Raw genomic sequence first — 19,736 nt, forward strand, 5'->3', positions numbered from 1 at the left:
ATGCAAGATAAGAAAGAACAATTGATTCCAGATATAAGCCGTCCAGAATTTTATAATAACCGGGAATTAAGCTGGCTTGCATTTAATGAGCGTGTCATGCAAGAGGCCATTGACTTTGAAAATCCTTTGCTTGAGCGGATGAAGTTTTTAGCTATATTCAGCTCGAACTTAGATGAGTTCTTCATGGTGAGGGTTGCTGGTTTAAAAGATCAAGAAAAAGCTGGTTTTAATTTACCGGAAAATAAAGCCGGCATGACGCCAAAGCAGCAGCTTAACGCCATTTCGGCGAAATGCCACACATTGGTCAAACGCCAATATGCAATATTTAATGAATATGTACAGGGGGAATTAAAAGAGGAAGGGATTGAATTTCTCAAGCTTAATGAATTAACTGGCGAACAATTCCGCTTTTTGGAACAAAAGTTTGATGAGCAAATTTTCCCGGTTTTGACGCCTCTTGCGATCGATGCGTACAGACCGTTTCCAATGCTTTTAAATAAATCGTTGAACTTGGCCGTATTGCTTCAATATAAGAAAAAAGAGCGGAAAAACCCTTTTTTTGCGATCGTTCAAGTTCCTGCTGTTTTGCCTCGATTCATTGAAGTGCCGAATCAAGATGGAAAGAGGCAGTTTGTATTTCTTGAGGATTTGATCAGCAGTTTTATTTACAAACTGTTTCTCGGTTACAACATCATTTCGGTCTCACCGTTTCGCATTACGAGGAATGCAGATTTGACCATTGATGAAGAAGGGGCGCGGGATTTGCTGGAAGTGATTGAGAAGGAGCTGAAAAAGCGGAAGTGGGGTGCGGCGGTCAGGCTTGAAATTCAAAAAGGAACGATAGATGAACGTGTTTTAAATTATTTAATGGATGTGCTGGAAATTCAAAAAATGGATGTTTATGAAGTGGACGGCCCGATCGATTTAACGTTTTTATTTCCATTTTATACCCATTTGCTGACCGATTTTGAGCACCTTGTTCATGATTCGTTCATTCCACCACCCCCGCTCGACTTGCCGAACGGAAATTTGTTCGAAGCTATATTAAAACGGGACTTATTATTACACCATCCGTACGAGTCCTTTCAGCCTGTTGTTGAATTTATTGAAAGTGCAGCGGATGACCCTCAAGTGTTGGCAATCAAGCAGACGCTGTATCGTGTAAGCGGAAATTCGCCGATCGTTCAAGCATTGGCAAAAGCGGCGGAAAACGGGAAGCAGGTGACGGTTTTAGTTGAATTAAAGGCAAGATTTGATGAAGAGAACAACATCCATTGGGCAAAAATGCTTGAACAGCACGGAGTTCACGTTATTTACGGCTTTCACCATTTAAAAACGCACAGCAAAATTACCCTTGTCGTCCGGCAGGAAGAAGGAACGGGTAAAATTCAACGCTTCGTTCATCTGAGCACGGGAAATTACAATGACGTCACGGCGAAACTGTATACGGATATCGGCTTTTTTACAAGCGAAGAAACATTTGGGATCGATGCAACCAACTTTTTTAATTATTTGAGCGGTTATGCGGAAAAACCGGATTGGAATCATTTTTCTGTATCGCCATATGATATGCGGGAGACCTTTATCAAACTCATCAATCAAGAAATCGAATGGCACCAGAAAAGCGGCAAAGGCCGGATTATTGCCAAAATGAATTCTTTAACAGATAAAACGATCATCATGAAGCTTTATGAAGCTTCGCAGGCTGGAGTCAAAATTGACTTGATCGTAAGGGGAATTTGCTGTTTGCGACCGCAAATAAAAGGCGTGAGCGAAAACATTCAAGTGCGAAGCATCGTCGGCCGCTTTTTGGAGCATAGCCGTATTTTTTACTTTCACCATTTTGGGGAGGAGAAAATTTTCTTATCCTCTGCTGACTGGATGACAAGAAACATGATTAAACGTGTTGAAATTCTTTTTCCGATTTATGATGTCCGTTTAAAAGAGCGTTTGAAAAACATCTTGGACATACAACTAAAGGACAACGTCAAAGCGCGTTTTCAGGATGCAAACGGCGATTATCATTATGTTGAACGGCCGGAAAACGAGCCAGTCATTAACTCGCAAAAAATTTTTTATGAAGAAGTGGTTCGCTACCATGACGCTGACTGATCAGCAGCGCAAGTTTTATGAAAACTAGAGAACTTTTTCACATGCGGAAATGATCATATCCCATTAAAATGATAGATTTTTGTCCCCTTCAAACAAATTGCTTTCAGATTCGAAATGTTTAGTATTATAATGAGTCTTGAATGAATTTTTTGCTATTTTTTGAAAAAAGGGGATGAATAAATGAAATATCGCAAATTGGGAAGAACGGGGCTAAAGGTTAGCGAAATCAGCTTGGGAAGCTGGCTTACATACGGAAACTCCATCGAAAAAGAAACGGCCATTCGGACGATTGACAAAGCGTATGAGCTAGGCATCAATTCATTTGATACAGCGAACGTTTATGCAACTGGGGAAGCGGAAAAGGTTGTCGGTGAAGCATTGCGGAAATATCCGCGTGAATCATATGTTTTGGCAACGAAAGTATTTTGGCCGATGGGAGATGGCCCCAATGACAAAGGCTTATCGCGGAAGCATGTGTTTGAACAGCTCCATGCCAGTTTAAAACGCCTTCAATTAGATTACGTTGACATTTATTACTGCCACCGCTATGATCCGGAAACACCGATCGATGAAACGCTGCGCACAATTGATGATCTTGTCCGGCAAGGAAAAGTGTTATATGTCGGCGTCAGTGAATGGACTGCTCAGCAAATACAAGAAGCTCTTGGCACAGCAGATCGATATTTGCTGGACCGCATCGTTGTCAACCAGCCGCAATATAATATGCTGAACCGTTATATTGAAAAGGAGATTATTCCAGTCTGCGAACATAACGGTATTAGCCAAATTGTTTTTTCGCCGCTTGCACAAGGTGTTCTGACGGGGAAATATAAGCGCAATGGAGACATCCCAGAAGGAAGCCGTGCGAGTGATCCAAAAGCAAATAAATATATCAATGATTTGCTGACAGATGAAAATTTATTGAAGGTAGAAAAATTAGGAAAAGTGGCGGATAAATTAGGAATTAAACTTTCCCAATTGGCGATTGCTTGGGTATTGCGGCAGCCGAATGTTGCCAGCGCTCTGATCGGATCCACCAAGCCGGAGCAAGTCGAAGAAAACGTCAAAGCAATTGATGTGGAATTAACGGAAGATGTGCTCGAGGAAATTGAGCAAATCCTGTCGTAGTTCTCCTTATGGCAGAATTTTGATTGAAGAACAGACGTTTCAATAAAAAAGGGGAGAAAGGATTGTTTTTGTTCAACAAGTCTTTCTCCCTTTTATTTTTCATTTTTTGGACTTGGAAGCGATGCAGTCACCCCTTTAATTTCTTAATTGATTTGAGTGCCGGACCTTCTACAACATCGCCGTCTATTGAAAATCTCGAACCATGGCATGGACAATCCCATGTTTTCTCGCCGCTGTTCCATTCTAATTCACAGCCTAAATGGGTGCAGGTAGTATCTACGATGTGGAGGCTGCCATTTTCATCTTTGTAGGCACCGGCTCTTTTTCCGTTATAGGAAACGACTGCTCCTTCATCAGGGGCTAAATCTTCCGGCTTTCTTAGAGCAAACTCAAGCTTTCCTTCAATCAAATGCTTTGCAACATCCGTATTCATTGAAATAAACTGCTTCACGCTTGGATCTGCTTGAAATCTTGCTGGGGTAAAAAGCTCGCGATATCGGTTTTCCTTTCCTTTAATTATATCGACAAGCAGTCGTGCGGCGGCTGTGCCGTTTGTCATTCCCCATTTTCGAAACCCTGTCGCAAACAGGATATTTGCTTTCTGTTCGTTTATATGTCCAATATAAGGAATTTTATCCAACGTTGTTAAGTCTTGAGTAGACCATCGGTAAGGAATTTTTTGTATGCCGAATGCTTGATCGCCAAAAGCTTGAAGGGACTCGTAATGCTGAATCATCGGGATTCCTTGTCCAGTTTTATGATTTTCACCTGCGATCAGCACAAGCTTTTCTCCATTGATCGTGACGGACCGAAGCGACCGAACCGGATTTTCGGCGCTGATGTACATGCCGCCGGGATACTCAATTTTTGTTTTGACAGCAATAATATACGATCTTTCCGCATACATTCTTGAAAAATAAAAGGCGGCATCATAGAAAGGAAAATGCGAACAAATGAATACATAGTTGCACAAAATGTGATAACCGTCTTTTGTCAAAATTTTCGGGTGTGGGCCGTGTTTTATATCGACAGCTGCTGTATTCTCATAGATGTCTATCCCTTTTTCCGACGCGTTTTCCACAAGCTTTTGCAAATATTTTAACGGATGAAATTGGGCTTGATTTTTCATCACAACTGCTGTTTTTGCCTGTACGGGAACAGGGATGTTTTCCACAAGCTCTCCTTGAATTCCAAGCTTTTCATATGCTTTATATTCGTTTTCGATTTTTTTTATGTATTGCTCTGAATTCGTATAAACATATGCATCCTCTTCTTTCCAATCGCATTCGATGTTGTGCTCCTGTATCGTTTGTTTGATAAACTCCATCGCATCGCTGGCTGCTTCATAATATAGCTTTGCATTGCTTTCCCCAAAGTGCTGTATAAATTCATCATAAATCAGCCCGTGTTGTGCGGTGACTTTTGCGGTTGTATGCCCGGTCGTACCATTTAAAATACGATCCGATTCGATCAGCGCGGTTTTGATTCCTTCTTTCGCAAGCAGATAGGCGCTTGTGATGCCTGTGATCCCGCCGCCTACAATCGCTACATCAACAAAAATATCTTTGTCAAGCTTGTTGAAGGAGGGCAGCTGAACAGAATCTGGCCAGAACGGTTTCGAAAGCTTAGGAAGTTCATTTTTACTAACGGCTTCTTTCATAAAAAAGTTCCTCCTATTAGATCTGATGATGCTTTTATCTTTGCCTAATATTTGGGTTGTTATGTGCATCTGATAATTTTGAGCGGCCTTTTTATTTCAATTAAGATATGCTACGTTTCAAAGAAATAAGTTGCTGATCCCAATCATTCCTTGCTTCTACTTAGGGTTGCTGTAGGAAAATGCAGATTAAGACCACTAAGTAAATTCCGAAATAAAAAGCCTAATTCTCTCATTTTAAATGATGAGAAATTAGGCTTTTTCCTTAATTAGACAATATAAATTATAATGGACAAACATTAAAGCATAAGTTTCTTTACGAAGAGCACTCGAATAGTTATTATATGACTACAACCGAAATAACTAAAATGACACATTTTTATTATCATTGTATTCTTTAAGTAATTTTTCACATAAATCCTTGCAAATTCCTTGAGAATGGTATCTACTCAATAATTCACTTAGGTTTATGAATATTTTATTTTCATTTAATATATTTTTAAAATCTTGATAAGTGCCCTTTCTATTAATTTTCACCTTTGTTTCAGGGAAAAGGCTATTTATTTTATTATTGACTTTGTTATTGATTCTTCACTCTCAGCCACTGGGTTTTATAATGTTGAAGCAAAAGTCAAAATTGTTTCGATAAAATGTATATCATCTTCATATAAACCATTTTTTCATCCATTCACTTACAGCTAAAATCCCCACAAGTATCACTCCTAAAAAAATAAGACATCTGCCATACGAATAGCTCAGCTTACAGCTATTGCAATGTTCTCAGCGGTAGTTTTACTCATTCTAGTATTCTTTTTTAAGTAAACTGGAAGTCTTGTTCTAACCATAGCAGCTGCATCTGAACCAGCATTTTCAAATTGCGTTAACCAATTTCCGATTTTTTACTATTATTTTTAAACGTTCTGGCAGTAGCTGCGTCTATTATGTTAAAATGTCTTGCCGCATCAAATACCGCATCTCCACCCGCTCTAAGCAACTGTGCGACTTTCACTAGAACACCCATATTATAATGAGTACTGCCTAAAAATCCATTTTGAGAAGCTTAAAATGTAATAGTAATGATAACCATTGTGAACATTAAACTTTATTCAGCACCCTTTAATAGGTACAATGAATATTGACACCGCGAGCGAACAAAAGCTGGAATATCGGTGTAAAGGAGTGTGTCTGTCTTGTTTGATTTAATGCCTTTAATGCTGGAGCGAGTGGGAATTTTAGTCATTTTAGCTTTTTTGTTATCAAGGATGAAGGCATTTCGGCGAATGATTCATCATGAGCATGGATTAAGCGAAAAGCTAATGCTGATTGCCGTATTTGGATCTTTTGGCATTATTAGTAATTATACTGGTGTCGAAATTGCTCAAGGCAATATCAGCTCACAAACATGGCAAATAGAAGTGGATGGAGATGCCGCAATTGCCAATACAAGAATTATGGGAGTAGTGATTGGGGGATTGCTTGGCGGTCCATTCGTCGGCATCGGCACTGGTCTAGTAGCAGGACTGCATCGGATGACATTAGGAGGATTTACCGCGTTTGCTTGCGGAGCATCTACTATTTTGGCTGGATTCGTGACCGGTTTCCTTTGGAAGCGTTTTAGAATAAAAGACAATTTTTCACCTTGGAAAGCTGTTTTGACCGGAATTTTTATGGAATGTACTCAAATGGGACTTATTCTCTTACTTGCCCGCCCGTTTGAATCCGCAGTTAAGCTTGTAGAATTAATCGCTCTTCCGATGATTACGATTAACGGATTTGGGACTCTTATTTTTATTTTAATTATTCATTCGATTCTAGTGGAGGAAGAGCGGACGAAGGCGCTTCAAACACATAAATCTTTTTACATCGCGCAGCAGACCTTGCCATTTTTCCGAAAAGGCTTAAATGAGCATTCGTGTAAAAAAGTAGCGGAAATTATTTTAAAATGGACGAAAGCAGATGCCATTTCCATTACCAATCGGGAAATTGTCCTCGCTCATATCGGTGCCGGTTCTGATCATCATAAGCAGGGGCAAACTTTAGTAACAAAGCTGACAAAAAAGGTTTTAGAGCAGGGTAAAATCATTAAAGCAAAATCGAAGGAGGAAATCCAATGCCCAAATTCTGATTGTCCGCTTCAGTCAGCGATTGTTATGCCGCTTCAAGTACACAACCAAACGGTTGGCACGTTAAAGCTTTATTTTTTAGACCCGAGTCTTATGGATAAAGTGGAGCAAGAGCTGGCGGAAGGACTTAGCAAGCTGTTTTCTACCCAATTGGAGCTTGCTGATGCAGAACTGCAGAGAAAACTGCTGAAAGATGCAGAAATTAAAGCTTTGCAGGCGCAAATTAATCCGCATTTCCTGTTCAATTCGTTAAACACGATTTCCAGCTTGATCAGAACTGATGCGGATAAAGCTAGAAAGCTTCTTTTAAAATTAAGCGTGTTCTTCCGAAGTAATTTACAGGGAGCTAGACAATTTGTCATTCCGCTTGAAAAAGAGCTTGAGCATGTTGAAGCGTACTTATCTATTGAACAGACAAGATTCCCTGATAAATATCATGTAAGTTTTGATATTGACCAAAGCTTAAAGAAAGTAATGGTTCCGCCGTTTACGCTTCAGCCTCTCGTCGAAAACGCCATCAAGCACGCTTTTGCCAATAAGGAGCATGGGAAAGTGTCCATTCGGGCGTATGCAGAAAATGATCAAATGATCTTAATCACCGAAGATAATGGCAGCGGCATTCCTGATCATTTATTGCGCCAATTGGGAAATCAGACCGTTCAATCGAATGATGGAACAGGAACAGCTCTTTGGAATATAAAAAAACGAATAGAAGAAATTTATGATTCCGCCGGAGCCTTCCATATTAAAAGTGATGAAAATGGAACGAAAGTGACGATTAAGTTTCCATTAGAAATGAAAGGAGAAGTAGCCGTATGATCAAGGCTTTTATCGTGGAGGATGAACCGTTGGCAAGAGACGAACTTATTTACTTGCTTAAAAGGAGCAAGCAGGTAGAGATTGTTGGGGAAGCGGAACAAATGGATGAAGCGATTGAAAAAATCCGCCAGACCGACATGGATGTGATCTTTCTCGATATACAGCTGTCATCTCATGAACAAGGGATTAGACTTGCTGAAAAGCTAATGGAGATTGATCATAGACCTGAGATTGTTTTTGCAACCGCTTATGATGAGTACGCTTTAAAAGCATTTGAGCTGAATGCGGTTGATTACATTTTGAAGCCGTTTGATGAAGAAAGGATATTTCATACAATTGAAAAAATTTCAAAGCGGCTGGAAGCTCGCCAAGAAAAAAGACCGCAATATTTTCAAATGCAGGATGAAAAGATTCCTGTGTCATTAGACGACCGCATTCTGCTTATTAACGTGAAAGATATTCTTTATATTGAGTTTAATGACGGAAAAACCATTATCACTTGCCGCGATCAAAAATATGAAGTTAAAGAATCGCTTGTCACTTTTGAAAGAAAGCTGCAGCAAACGCACATCATGCGTGTTCATAGAGCTTATTTAGTCAACTTGAATGAAATAGTTGAAATTCAGCCGTGGTTCAACTCCACGTATCATGTAATCATGAAAAATGGCGAATCGATCCCGGTCAGCAGAACTTATACGAAGGAACTGAAAAAGCGATTGGGCATTTAAAAAAAGCTGAAAGCTTTAAGCAATATTTGTGACAAAATTGTTGCAATTCAATTTAAGAAATTGACGATTTATCCCCGGATTCTTGCATTTTGTTTTGAAAACCGATCATGAAGATGTTTATTTAATACAATGAATGTAAAAAGCAAGAACAAAGGGGAGGTTGCAAAAAAATGAATGCGATTACAATCGTGATTGCCTCAATGTGTATTTTAATGATCGCCTACCGTCTTTACGGAACATTTATGGCTGTAAAAGTGTTGAAGCTGGATGATTCAAAACCGACACCAGCTCACGAATTAAATGATGGAAAGGATTATGTTCCGACGAATAAATGGGTAAGCTTCGGGCATCACTTTGCCGCTATTGCTGCAGCAGGACCGCTCGTCGGACCGATCCTGGCCGCACAATTTGGATATTTGCCCAGTCTGCTGTGGCTTTTGATTGGTGCCGTAATTGGGGGAGCCGTCCATGATGCAGTCGTGTTATTTGCTTCCATGCGGCAAAAAGGGAAATCATTATCGGAAGTAGCAAAAGAAGAATTAGGTCCGGTAGCCGGCTTTTGCACAGGACTTGCCATGCTGTTCATTATTACCATAACAATGGCTGGTCTTTCCATGGTTGTTCTTCATGCATTGGAAAAAAACCCTTGGGGCACGTTTGCAGTCGGAATCACCATTCCTATTGCAATGGGAGTCGGAATTTTCTATAAGAAAACAGGCAATTTAAAATTAGCTTCAACAGTTGGCTTTATTTTATTAATGATAGGTGTTTTCGCAGGACCTTCCATACAAGAAACAGCTCTTGGGGATTGGTTGACATTCGATACTAAAACTTTGGCGCTTATTTTACCAATCTATGCATTTTTTGCTGCGGCTTTGCCGGTTTGGCTGCTGCTTGCTCCTCGTGATTATTTGAGCAGCTTTATGAAAATCGGTGTGTTCATTGCGCTGATCATTGGTGTTTTTATCATTAATCCTTCTATTGAAATGCCGGCCTTTACAGAATTTATCCACGGCGGAGGGCCGATTTTAGCTGGACCTGTTTGGCCGTTTATATCGATTACAATTGCATGCGGTGCGATTTCAGGATTTCACGCTTTTGTCGGATCGGGTACAACGCCGAAAATGCTTAATAAGTGGAGCGATATAAAAGTTGTCGGCTTTGGAGCCATGTTGGTGGAATGTTTGGTCGGCATCATGGCGCTGATCGCTGCAACAGCTCTTCATCCGGCAGATTATTTTGCGATCAATTCCGCGCCGGAAGTATTCCGGACACTTGGAATGGATGTTATTAATTTACCAGCTTTAAGCCAGGAAATAGGTTTAAATTTGGAAGGAAGAACAGGTGGAGCGGTTACACTTGCAGTTGGAATGACTTATATTTTTACTGCGATTCCATGGTTTGAGAATTTGGCTTCGTATTTTTTCCAATTTGTTATAATGTTTGAGGCTGTTTTCATTTTAACTGCGATTGATGCAGGAACACGTGTAGCACGTTATTTAATTCAAGATTTCTTCGGTGAAGTGTATAAACCATTAAAAAAGGTAGACTCCGTTCCGGCTTCCGTATTTGCAAGCGCTTTAGCCTGTTTTATGTGGGGGTACCTGCTTTACTCAGGAGATATTGGATCGGTTTGGGCATTGTTTGGCGTATCGAACCAGCTGATGGCATCCATCGGACTGATTGTCGGTGCGACAGTCATTTTAAAAATTGCCGATAAACGAAGATATATGCTTACTTGCCTCATTCCGTTAGCTTATTTATTTGCTACAGTAAACTATGCTGGCTACTGGATGACCGTAAATGTTTATTTGAATCCGGAAGCTGCAGGCTACAACGTATTAAACGGAATTTTATCCATCATTATGCTCGTTCTTGGTATTGTCATCTTGGCAACGGCATTGAAAAAATGGATTGAAATATGGAATGATCCGGGCTTTCAAATGGAGGCTAAATCAGCCTGACACAAGGGTAATTGGGCGGCTCATTTGTTGATGCCGCTCTTTATTTGTTTAAGCATCACAACAGCGGTGGCGACAGAGGAGGAGAAATGATCAAACGATGGCAAAAAAACTTAATGGAAGTAATGGATCGTAAAAGCAATATCATGTACAATAACAACTAACTAATTAGTTAGTTGTATAAAAAAGGGTGATTTTTATGGCGAGAAATAAAGGAGAAGAGAGCAAAAAGAAAATATTTCAAGCTGCTGCGGAGCTGTTCGCTCATAAAGGTTTTCATGCTACAAAGATCAGCGATATTGTGGCAAAAGCAGGGCTCACGCAGGCAGCTTTTTATCTTTATTTCAACAGCAAGGAAGAAATTTTCGAACAAATGCTTGAAGATTTTGAAAAGCAGTTAATTCATTTTAGTGATGCAGGAAAAAAAGTGGCTGATATACAACCGGAGCATGTGAAAGACCATGTCCGTGAGACAATCGCTGACATTCTGAAGTTTCTCGGAAAAAATCCTCACTTAACGAAAGTTGCACTCAGGGAGAACAAAGATGATCGTTTACGAAGCATCATTGTTGAAAAAATAGCAGCAAATATGAGCAACAATCAAAGACTTGGAATTGTTAAAACGGAAATTGACACTCAATTTGCCGGTGAAGCATTTCTCTCAGTGATCGAGCACATTATTGAACGATATGTAATGACAGGAGAAAAAACAGAAAATGAACTTGCGGACCAAGTGTCCCTTTTGTTCTTAGAGGGGATTTTGAATAAAAATTAAAAGGGGAACATGAAAGGTGCTGGAATGACGTTAACATCATTTCGCATTAGTGTATATGTGAAATAAAAAAACGAGATTAGATCAGTCGTTTTCCATTGGATAAAATGCTATTTAAAGCCGCTAACCAATTTATTCGGTTAGCGGCTGCTCCGTTTTATTAAACGTTACACGATTTGCCAGTTCTAAGTCTTTCACGGCGTCTTCAGCTGTAACAAATCCTTCCCATCCTTCTTCTTCAATGATTCGGCAAAAATCAAGGAAACGGTCTTGTACCATTGCCTCATACCACAATTGCCGCTGCTCCAATTTGATTGTCCGTTCGTATGAAATGCTGGATAGTGCTTCAAGCGGGAACGATTTATTTTTGAAACAATGAAAGGCTGAAGAGCGTACTTTTTCAACAGCGTTTTCTACCGGTTTTTTCGGTATGCTGTCTAGTATTTGATCGATCAGCTCGCCCTGTTCTTTTGAGATTTTGCCCTCTAAATATAATTTTTGGGGAATCCATCCTTCAAGTACAATCCGTCCATGAGTGCAATGAATTTCCCATTTTGTCGATTCCGGTGCGTCAGGATCCATCGTAAAGCCGTGGTAATATTGAACAGGAACTAAAGAATATATGTTGTTTTCCGAACTCTTTTCGTCTTGTTGATAAACTGGTTTATGAAGAACGCTTGCCCAAACACGCTGTTTTTCACCGTTTTCCTCCGTCAGAGCAAAACCGTTCGCATCGACCGCTTCTCCGAGTATGTGGCGACCGACCTCAAAAAAATGAACTCCATGTTCAATAAAAATGCCTCCGCTTAGTTGATCATTCCAAAACCAATGGCCATTGGCGACGTGATGAGCCGAGTTGGTGAGACTTGCATGATGCACGAATCCAAGCAGCCGATGGCGGACGATCCATTCAACAGCTTCTACTAGCGGATTGTAACGCAATACAAGGTTCACGGCGAATGCACGCTTTTGTTTTTTTGCATAGTTCGCATTTTCCAAAAGTTCCTTGGCATAAAGGGCACCAGGTTTTTCTAACAAGACATGCTTTCCGTGTGTTAAAGCCAGTCGGCTAAGTGAGGAGTGAAGATGAGGCGGTGTTGCTAAAATGACAATATCGATTTCAGGATCGGCTATAAGGTCGGCTGCCTCATAATATTCTTTTGGCGTTATCGCATTATGTCTCTGTTTTTGAAAAGCAGCCATCACGCTCTCCCGTTTTGTATCCGTCCTTCCTGCGACAGCTGTCAATTGAAATTCAGGCAGCCGTGCAAGCGCACCGGACAAAAAAGTGGCAAAAGCGCCCGCACCTGCGATCCCCACTCGGTAAGTCTTCATCTTGCCAGACATGGTGTTTTCCCCCTTTACGTTATGGAATTTGACAACTTCATTATAAACGAAAATATAGTCTCGTAAATTTTGAATTGCACAATTAGTAGGATGTATATTTTTCAAAACCGATTCTGTCAAGTGTAAAAAAAGTTTGAAAGATTTGCGTGAATGAGAGCAAGGAAATGACAGGATGATCGTTGAATCAAATCTAGGAAACCTGCTCAAACAACGATTCCTAACAAATAACTTTTAATTATTTATTTGTATGCAAAAGCGATTGCCATCATGATTCAAAGGAAATTCGGGATTTGCTTCCGGAAAAATCCAATCTGCCTTGATTATAAACATTAGAAAATATAGCTTTTCTGTAAATGGGCTGATGCGGACAGTTTGGAATCACTTATTGATGCTAAGCTTGTTGAACAAAAATCAGCTTTCGAAAATATTTGCCGGCGCTTCCATTAGTTTAGTTGAGACGGGGAAAAAATATAACTGCTGCAACGAAATTTTTTTGTAATGTTTAAAATATTAAAACAATCAATTCATATTTTTTGATATGATGAAAGTAAGGTTTTGCAAAAAGAGGTGTAAAATGGATTTTCCTGTTTATATACATTTGGGTCCTGTTTCGATTCATCCGCATTTATTTTTTGAGACTTTGGCTTATTTTGTCGGTTTCAGAGTTTACTTGCATACGAGAAATAAAGAAAGAATTCCGCTTGATAAGGCGATGTGGGTCGTGATCGGTGCGATAGCCGGGGCTGCGTTAGGATCAAAGCTCCTGTATTGGCTTGAAAATCCTGTTGAAACGCTGAAAAATGTGACGAATCTCAACTATTTAATGGCCGGGAAAACGATCGTCGGTGGATTGCTGGGAGGATTGATCGGAGTTGAAACCGCAAAAAAGCTAATCGGCTGGAAGCGCTCGACAGGCGATGATTTTGTCTTACCGCTTATTATTGGCATGAGCATTGGCAGAATAGGCTGTTTTTTCACCGGCCTCTCAGACCATACGCACGGCACCCCAACGACTTGGGTGACGGGTGTTGATTTTGGAGACGGCGTGCCGAGACATCCAACTCAAATATATGAAATTGCCTATTTATGGCTGATCGGTTTTTTCGTTCTATACATAAGAAAAAAGAGAACAGCTCCGTGGGAAGGGTTTCTGTTCCAGTTTTTTATGGTTTCCTATTTGCTGTTTCGCTTTTTTATTGATTTTATCAAGCCGACACCTCACCCGTATTTTGGGTTAAACAACATTCAGTTAGCAGCTTTCGTCGGATTGATGTACTATTTGTTCCTTATAAGGAAAAAAAGAAGGGAGAAATTTCAGTATGCCAAATAGACCATACATTTTCTATGAATTAACGAACAGCATTTGTTCGAAATGTTTGCGGAAAACGGAAGCAAAAGTCATATTTGAGAATGATCAAGTTTTTTTAGTAAAACATTGCCGTCATCATGGAAGAGAAAAAGTATTGATCTCAACCGATATCGAATATTACAAAAAATGCCGTGAATTTTTGAAGCGTGCAGAAATGCCGTATCGCTGGAATACCTCCATTCAATACGGGTGCCCGTATGATTGCGGCTTATGTCCGGATCACGAGCAGCACAGCTGCTTGGCATTGGTGGAAGTTACGGATCAGTGCAATTTGCAATGCCCGATCTGTTATGCGGAGTCTTCCCCGAAAAAACAGAAATGGCGCCCACTAGAGGAAATTGAGAAGATGTTTGATGCGATTGTGAAAAATGAGCGGGAACCGGATATCGTTCAAATCAGCGGCGGTGAACCAACGATCCATCCACAGTTTTTCGAGATATTAGAAATGGCGAAATCGAAGCCAATTAAGCATATAATGGTGAATACAAACGGAATTAAAATTGCCCAGGACAAAAAATTTGCTGAAAAGCTGGCTCGCTACATGCCCGGATTTGAAATTTATTTGCAGTTTGACAGTTTTGAAAAAGAGGCGTTAATCGATCTGCGCGGAGTAGATTTGCGAGCAGTCCGAGAGAAGGCAATAGAACATTTAAATGAATACAACATTTCCACAACATTAGTTGTCACGTTAAAAAAGGGTGTAAACGATCAGGAGGTCGGAAAAATCATTAAATACGGTCTTTCGCAGCAGGCAGTCAGGGGAGTCACCTTTCAGCCGGTGCAAATTGCCGGAAGAACAAAAAATTTTAACCCTGCAACTGACCGATTAACGTTGAGCGAAGTTCGCAGCATGATTATCGAGCAATCGGAGGTTTTTCAAGCAGACGATATTATTCCCGTCCCTTGCCATCCTGACTGTTTGGCAATGGGGTATGCGCTGAAGTTAAACGGGGAAGTAAAGCCTCTGACGGGTATGATCGATCCGCATATTCTCCTTGAAGGAGATCAAAATACGATCGTATTTGAACAAGATGAACAATTGAAACATAAAGTTTTTGAGCTATTCAGTTTAAATCATTCTCCCGGCTCTTCCGCGATGTCACTAAAAGATTTATTATGCTGTCTGCCGAAAGTAGCGATACCGGAAAATATCAGCTATAACAATGTGTTTCGTGTAATTATTATGCAATTTTTAGATGCTTACAACTTTGATGTTCGTTCAGTTAAAAAATCCTGTGTTCATATTGTACATCACGACGGCCGCATCATTCCGTTTGACACGTATAACTTGTTTTACAGGGACAGCCTTGAAAACCGGCTGAAAGAAATTCAAACAGAAATGGCGATGACTGTGCATGAATGAGCATACAAAAGACATTTGGAAAGGCATCGGTATTGTGCTTCTTTTACATGGGCTATTGTTGATTTTTCCGATTACGATCTTTTTTATCGGTTTTGTTCAGGTGATTTATATCATTCCAGCAGTCGTGATCGCCTTAATGAAAAGAAAAACAGCGATTGCTCAAGGAATACTGATCGCAGCTGGGATTACGTTTTTAGTGAATACAGCATGTTTCGGAGTGTTTATGATGGGATGGTACTAACGTAAAGAGTTTACAAACATGGTATAAAAAGCTGTAAATAAAACTTGTAGAGAAAAATATTGTCCTTCTCTACAAGCTCTGTAGCGCTAATCTAGGGGAAAATGGTCAAATTATAGGATTGCATTTTTAACTTTCATAATGCCCTTTCGCCTCTTTTTTCGGCCATATTGTATAGCTGAAGCTCCATAAAAAATCGATAAACAGGATGAACGTCCATTTTGCCGAAAATGATAAAAGTGCTTCTGTTTTCTGGAAATCGTTGACAAAAATAACCATGAACAGGAGAAGGGCATTCCCAATAATCCATGCTAGAAGGTGGCGGTACCAGCCTTTCCGTTCATAAGCAGCATGCTGTTTTCCGAATTGAGGCCGTTTATTTGGCCGCTTTCCTCCAGCAAATCGGTAAGCAAACTGTTCATCCGCCCACTGAATCATCCGTTTGCCAAATGCAACCGAAACCCCAATATATACAGCAGACAATCCGTGTACAAAATGAGCTGTTGCGCCGTCTTTCAAATCGAAAACCGTTGCGATGATTAAAACAAGATCGATAATAGGCGTACACAATAGAAGGAGCGACCCGATTTTTTTCCAGCCTAGAATATATCTGGCGAATAATCCGGCGCCGACAAATATCCAAAACAAAATTTCGCATATGACAATGAGCCAACCGATCATGATTCCACTCCTTTTTAAAACACACGTATTAAATAAAAATTTAACACAAGTGTATTAAAAAAACAACCATGATATAATAAAAATATGCCGAAAAAAGTGGATCACGTAAAACAAAGAGAAAAAATTGCTGTAGCGACATGGAATGTCATTGCGAAAGGCGGGATGGAAAAAGCAACCGTTCGCAATATTGCGAGAGAAGCAGGAGTTTCCGTTGGTTCATTAAGACATTATTTTTCAACTCAAGCAGAATTGCTGTCATTTGCAATGAAATTGGTGTCGGAAAGGGTGAGTCAACGAATTAACGAAATTGATTTTTCTATGCCGCCGCTTGATGCAATGAAAAGGATGATCCGGGAGGTTTTGCCGCTTGAAGATGATACAAAGAAAGAAATGGAGGTATGGTTTGCTTTTACCCAGAAAGCTCTTTCGGAGCCGGAACTTCAGCCTTTAAGCAAAGAAGTATATCTTAAAATGCGTTATGGATTTGAACAGGTCATCAAGACTTTAGTCAAACTTGATCTTGCGCGGCCGAATATCAATGTAGAGCTGGAGGTGGACCGTCTGTATGCGCTGATCGATGGCTTGGCCATTCATGGATTAATGCATCCGGAATATTTATCTAATGAGATGATCGAATCCATTTTGGACAGTCACTTAAAATCTTTGTGCAAACAAGAGGTTTTATAATGGTTTCCGTCGAAACTAAGAATATAAATCAAACAAACTCGCACCCGCAAAAAAATGAAAGTTTAGGAATCCTTTCTAGCTTCTGATATAAAAGGAGGTGGGACAATGGTTCAGCTTTATTACACAGATCAATTCAGTTTTGCACCTATTGTTGCTCTGCAGCAATCATTGAAAGAACATGAGAAAAAACAGTCTATTGTCGAAAAAATATATGAATCCAATCTTGGGGCCCAATCAGAAAAGGACAACATAAAAGATTTGAGGAAGGAAGCGCTGGCACACGGATCTGTTCTGAAAACAATCACGTTAAAAAGGGGGAAGTCAAACGCTCTAATCGTTCCTTGGAAATCAACTAAGTTCTACGCGAAAGCAAGGGGGCGGGCAGGATTTGGGCGTTTTGACCGCCTCGGTGAAAAAATTGATGATCTAGCTTCAGAATATGTTTATTTAAAAAACTGGATTGAAGAAAATTTTTTTGGTGAACAACGAAAAGAGCGGCTCGACAAACTCGATCATTTTTTTCAACAAAGCATCCAACAGTTAGCTGATTCTTTTTCAAAATCAGTTGGCGGCTTTTTTGTGAAGCATGGTCTCCCAGTCGTGAAAGAGGAGATGTATAACGATATTTTAAAAGCTTATGAACAGCGCATCGAACAATATACATCTTTTTTACGCAAGCATGAGGATTATGCCCCAATCGACAGAACGGATGGTGAACAGCTGTTAAGGGGCAGCCATACTTTTAAGTTGGAGGCGCTCCGCCAACAATTTTTACAGAAGGAAAACGCTTTAGAAACCGGCGATCATTATACGATATATGATTTTGAAGCGGCTGGATCCTTTTATCAAGAAGCGGTCCGAACTGAACATGGCTATACGGCTGCAAAAAGCGAAGAACAAATCGGGATTGAACTCGGATTATTAGGGATGAAGCTGGAAGCATTGCTTCATACACCATTGTCTGAAAAAATGCGCGGCAACCTTGAGCATGTATACCATTCATTTATCCAAAAAACGATTGAATCATACAACCGCTTCCAGGAGGAAAAGAGGGAAGAAGCATATGGACGGAGCAAAAGGGCTTATTCCATACTTGATTCGAAAATCATCGATGACATTATTTCAAGCATGAGAAGGCACGCAAAAGAAAAAAATATAGATCATGTCTTTTTGCATATTATACCGTCTGCTTACGTTTCATATGAACAAAAAACAAATGATGCGAATTGGAATGATCTTGTCCGTTATCATTCCTCAAAAAACGACTGGGACATGTTTTTTCAAAATGATTGGTCGGCGCATCATGCGTATTATCCATTTACTTACAATAATCTTATCAACAATTGGAACTCTTTTATAAATAAAACAGAGGGTCTATTGGATATGAAATTTGATCAAGAGGCGGTCATTTTTGAAGCGAGAATTTAATTTATGAAGAAATGGATAATCAAACATTAAATGGTTCATCACCAAAAGATGTACTTGATTTTTACGTTAAAATGTGATAGAGGTCTCTAGACGGACACGCAAAGTAAAACGCTGGATATTTCGATACCCATATCCTCGCCTTTTGATCAATTTTATTTTGTTGTTGATTCCTTCCATTGGACCATTTGAGTAAGAAAAAACGATGCAAGAAAGCACTGCGTCTCTTCGGGTGATGAGTGCCTTGGCAATACTACGTACGGCGGCACAGTCGCTAAAAAGGTACCGGTCAAACCATTGGGTCAAACGAGTTTCGGCTTGCTTTCTTGTTTGGCTTTTGGATACGTAACGGAAATGTTGAAGTGCTTGATAGACATCACGTAAATAAGCACTTTCTTGGCACCATTGTCGAACTTCCTGTCTCTCTTCTTCTGTTAATTTTTCTGGACGTTGGCTTAACAATCGGCACACGCGGCGAACGCTTCCATGTTTGGTTCCGCCTTTGGCAAGGTATTTGCGACAACGTTCCAGTGCATCGGTGAATAACTGAATCACATGGAAGTGGTCAAGAACATGGATGGCTTTTGGACATACCTTTTCAATGGCTTTTCTCATGGCAGGAGCCAAGTCGCTGACAACATACTTCACTTTGGAGGCGACGGGTTGAAGCGCCTCCACAATGGCTTCTTCATTTTTTCCAGAAGCAATGGAAAGGACATTCCGAGTCTGTGTATCCATCACCGCTACTCCGTAATCATGTCCCTTTCGGAAAGCGAATTCATCCACACATACTACTGTAGGATTCGATGTTGGTAAAAGAGCCGGGGCATATTGATAAAACCAGCGTTCTACTGTCGTATAGGCGAGTTGTAACAAGCGAGCGACTTCTTGAATCGTTTTTCCGATGCATAACTGGGCGACCCAATGTTGAAACGATTCCGTCGCGATACTGTGAGACGGAAGTCCCGGATAAGAAACGGTGAACGTCAGAAAACAGGCTTGGCAACGCCGTCTTTCTATGGGAAGTTCAATCCAAAATAAACCGACCGTATTTGTATAGCCATGAATCCATTGTTTTCGTTTCGATGATATTTTGGTTGTCCGTCCGAAGCAAGTCGGGCAGATCGGACAATGAGGAGGGAGGGAAAGTTCAAAAATCCATCGTTCTCCCTCTTTTCGTTCTCCATGAATAAGAAAGCCTGGTAAAGTGATCAAATCTTTGATAAACTGAGATTGCATGCGAAATTTCCTCCATGGTTGATGGTTTGGTCACCTTTACCATACAGGAAATTTCGCATTTTTTGTACCCTTGATCAGAAAACAACC

General features: G+C 40.3%; 15 protein-coding genes. 11 read left to right on the forward strand and 4 right to left on the reverse strand.

The features are described 5' to 3' along the window. Entirely contained in the window at positions 1–2,112 is a 2,112-nt protein-coding gene (locus NST97_RS02980) for an RNA degradosome polyphosphate kinase (RefSeq protein WP_341342910.1), read from the forward strand. 180 nt (positions 2,113–2,292) lie between these two features. After that, the gene (locus NST97_RS02985; RefSeq protein WP_063389554.1) at positions 2,293–3,240 is read left to right on the forward strand and encodes an aldo/keto reductase family protein; all 948 of its coding nucleotides are present in this window, start codon (positions 2,293–2,295) and stop codon (positions 3,238–3,240) included. Between the two features lie 127 nt (positions 3,241–3,367). Here the strand turns inward: NST97_RS02985 and NST97_RS02990 are convergent, their stop codons facing one another. Then, positions 3,368–4,900 (reverse strand): FAD-dependent oxidoreductase, encoded by a 1,533-nt coding sequence (locus NST97_RS02990; RefSeq protein WP_327873835.1) that lies wholly within the window; start codon positions 4,898–4,900, stop codon positions 3,368–3,370. A 1,187-nt stretch (positions 4,901–6,087) separates the two neighbouring features. Here NST97_RS02990 and NST97_RS02995 point away from each other — a divergent pair. The 4 genes from NST97_RS02995 (at position 6,088) to NST97_RS03010 (ending at position 11,303) form a co-directional block, all read left to right on the forward strand. After that, positions 6,088–7,839: a sensor histidine kinase gene (locus NST97_RS02995; RefSeq protein ID WP_341342911.1), complete on the forward strand. Its 1,752-nt coding sequence runs from the start codon at positions 6,088–6,090 to the stop codon at positions 7,837–7,839. Further along, positions 7,836–8,567, forward strand: coding sequence for a LytR/AlgR family response regulator transcription factor (locus NST97_RS03000; RefSeq protein ID WP_063389552.1), 732 nt, complete (start codon positions 7,836–7,838; stop codon positions 8,565–8,567). Before NST97_RS02995 ends, NST97_RS03000 begins: the two co-directional genes overlap by 4 nt. Before the next feature lie 170 nt (positions 8,568–8,737). After that, entirely contained in the window at positions 8,738–10,531 is a 1,794-nt protein-coding gene (cstA, locus tag NST97_RS03005) for a carbon starvation protein CstA (RefSeq protein ID WP_063389551.1), read from the forward strand. 196 nt (positions 10,532–10,727) lie between these two features. After that, a complete protein-coding gene (locus tag NST97_RS03010; protein ID WP_063389550.1) occupies positions 10,728–11,303 on the forward strand; it encodes a TetR/AcrR family transcriptional regulator in 576 nt (191 codons plus the stop codon). A gap of 129 nt (positions 11,304–11,432) precedes the next feature. Here NST97_RS03010 and NST97_RS03015 read toward each other — a convergent pair whose 3' ends face one another. Next, positions 11,433–12,647 (reverse strand): Gfo/Idh/MocA family protein, encoded by a 1,215-nt coding sequence (locus NST97_RS03015; RefSeq protein WP_341342912.1) that lies wholly within the window; start codon positions 12,645–12,647, stop codon positions 11,433–11,435. 574 nt (positions 12,648–13,221) lie between these two features. On the opposite strand from NST97_RS03015, the gene NST97_RS03020 reads away from it, so the two are divergent. Genes NST97_RS03020 through NST97_RS03030 form a run of 3 tightly spaced genes read left to right on the forward strand, consistent with a single transcriptional unit; the run spans position 13,222 to position 15,620 of the window. Then, positions 13,222–13,977 (forward strand): prolipoprotein diacylglyceryl transferase, encoded by a 756-nt coding sequence (locus NST97_RS03020; protein WP_341342913.1) that lies wholly within the window; start codon positions 13,222–13,224, stop codon positions 13,975–13,977. Further along, complete coding sequence (locus NST97_RS03025) at positions 13,967–15,379, forward strand: radical SAM protein (RefSeq protein WP_339195537.1); 1,413 nt, start codon at positions 13,967–13,969, stop codon at positions 15,377–15,379. The genes NST97_RS03020 and NST97_RS03025 overlap by 11 nt, the downstream gene beginning before the upstream one ends. Beyond that, a complete protein-coding gene (locus tag NST97_RS03030) occupies positions 15,372–15,620 on the forward strand; it encodes a hypothetical protein (protein WP_063389546.1) in 249 nt (82 codons plus the stop codon). The genes NST97_RS03025 and NST97_RS03030 overlap by 8 nt, the downstream gene beginning before the upstream one ends. 126 nt (positions 15,621–15,746) lie before the next feature. On the opposite strand, the gene NST97_RS03035 is transcribed toward NST97_RS03030, so the two are convergent. Then, complete coding sequence (locus NST97_RS03035) at positions 15,747–16,298, reverse strand: hypothetical protein (protein WP_341342914.1); 552 nt, start codon at positions 16,296–16,298, stop codon at positions 15,747–15,749. 84 nt (positions 16,299–16,382) lie between these two features. Here NST97_RS03035 and NST97_RS03040 point away from each other — a divergent pair, with 84 nt between their 5' ends. Further along, on the forward strand, positions 16,383–16,985 hold the full coding sequence (locus NST97_RS03040; protein WP_063389544.1) for a TetR/AcrR family transcriptional regulator: 603 nt from the start codon (positions 16,383–16,385) through the stop codon (positions 16,983–16,985). Positions 16,986–17,090: 105 nt separating this feature from the next. After that, on the forward strand, positions 17,091–18,413 hold the full coding sequence (locus NST97_RS03045) for a hypothetical protein (protein ID WP_341342915.1): 1,323 nt from the start codon (positions 17,091–17,093) through the stop codon (positions 18,411–18,413). 66 nt (positions 18,414–18,479) lie between these two features. On the opposite strand, the gene NST97_RS03050 is transcribed toward NST97_RS03045, so the two are convergent. Beyond that, on the reverse strand, positions 18,480–19,649 hold the full coding sequence (locus tag NST97_RS03050; protein ID WP_021292746.1) for an ISL3 family transposase: 1,170 nt from the start codon (positions 19,647–19,649) through the stop codon (positions 18,480–18,482). Positions 19,650–19,736: the final 87 nt, after the last annotated feature.

Source organism: Aeribacillus sp. FSL K6-1305 (assembly GCF_038050115.1).
Lineage (GTDB): Bacteria > Bacillota > Bacilli > Bacillales > Aeribacillaceae > Aeribacillus > Aeribacillus composti.

Excerpts from the sequence above, each read along its gene's own strand:
- NST97_RS02980 (WP_341342910.1), top strand. The coding sequence starts at position 1 with ATGCAAGATAAGAAAGAACAATTGATTCCAGATATAAGCCGTCCAGAA.
- NST97_RS02985 (WP_063389554.1), top strand. The coding sequence starts at position 2,293 with ATGAAATATCGCAAATTGGGAAGAACGGGGCTAAAGGTTAGCGAAATC.
- NST97_RS02990 (WP_327873835.1), bottom strand. The coding sequence starts at position 4,900 with ATGAAAGAAGCCGTTAGTAAAAATGAACTTCCTAAGCTTTCGAAACCG.
- NST97_RS03000 (WP_063389552.1), top strand. The coding sequence starts at position 7,836 with ATGATCAAGGCTTTTATCGTGGAGGATGAACCGTTGGCAAGAGACGAA.
- cstA (WP_063389551.1), top strand. The coding sequence starts at position 8,738 with ATGAATGCGATTACAATCGTGATTGCCTCAATGTGTATTTTAATGATC.
- NST97_RS03010 (WP_063389550.1), top strand. The coding sequence starts at position 10,728 with ATGGCGAGAAATAAAGGAGAAGAGAGCAAAAAGAAAATATTTCAAGCT.
- NST97_RS03015 (WP_341342912.1), bottom strand. The coding sequence starts at position 12,647 with ATGTCTGGCAAGATGAAGACTTACCGAGTGGGGATCGCAGGTGCGGGC.
- NST97_RS03020 (WP_341342913.1), top strand. The coding sequence starts at position 13,222 with ATGGATTTTCCTGTTTATATACATTTGGGTCCTGTTTCGATTCATCCG.
- NST97_RS03025 (WP_339195537.1), top strand. The coding sequence starts at position 13,967 with ATGCCAAATAGACCATACATTTTCTATGAATTAACGAACAGCATTTGT.
- NST97_RS03030 (WP_063389546.1), top strand. The coding sequence starts at position 15,372 with ATGAATGAGCATACAAAAGACATTTGGAAAGGCATCGGTATTGTGCTT.
- NST97_RS03035 (WP_341342914.1), bottom strand. The coding sequence starts at position 16,298 with ATGATCGGTTGGCTCATTGTCATATGCGAAATTTTGTTTTGGATATTT.
- NST97_RS03040 (WP_063389544.1), top strand. The coding sequence starts at position 16,383 with ATGCCGAAAAAAGTGGATCACGTAAAACAAAGAGAAAAAATTGCTGTA.
- NST97_RS03045 (WP_341342915.1), top strand. The coding sequence starts at position 17,091 with ATGGTTCAGCTTTATTACACAGATCAATTCAGTTTTGCACCTATTGTT.
- NST97_RS03050 (WP_021292746.1), bottom strand. The coding sequence starts at position 19,649 with ATGCAATCTCAGTTTATCAAAGATTTGATCACTTTACCAGGCTTTCTT.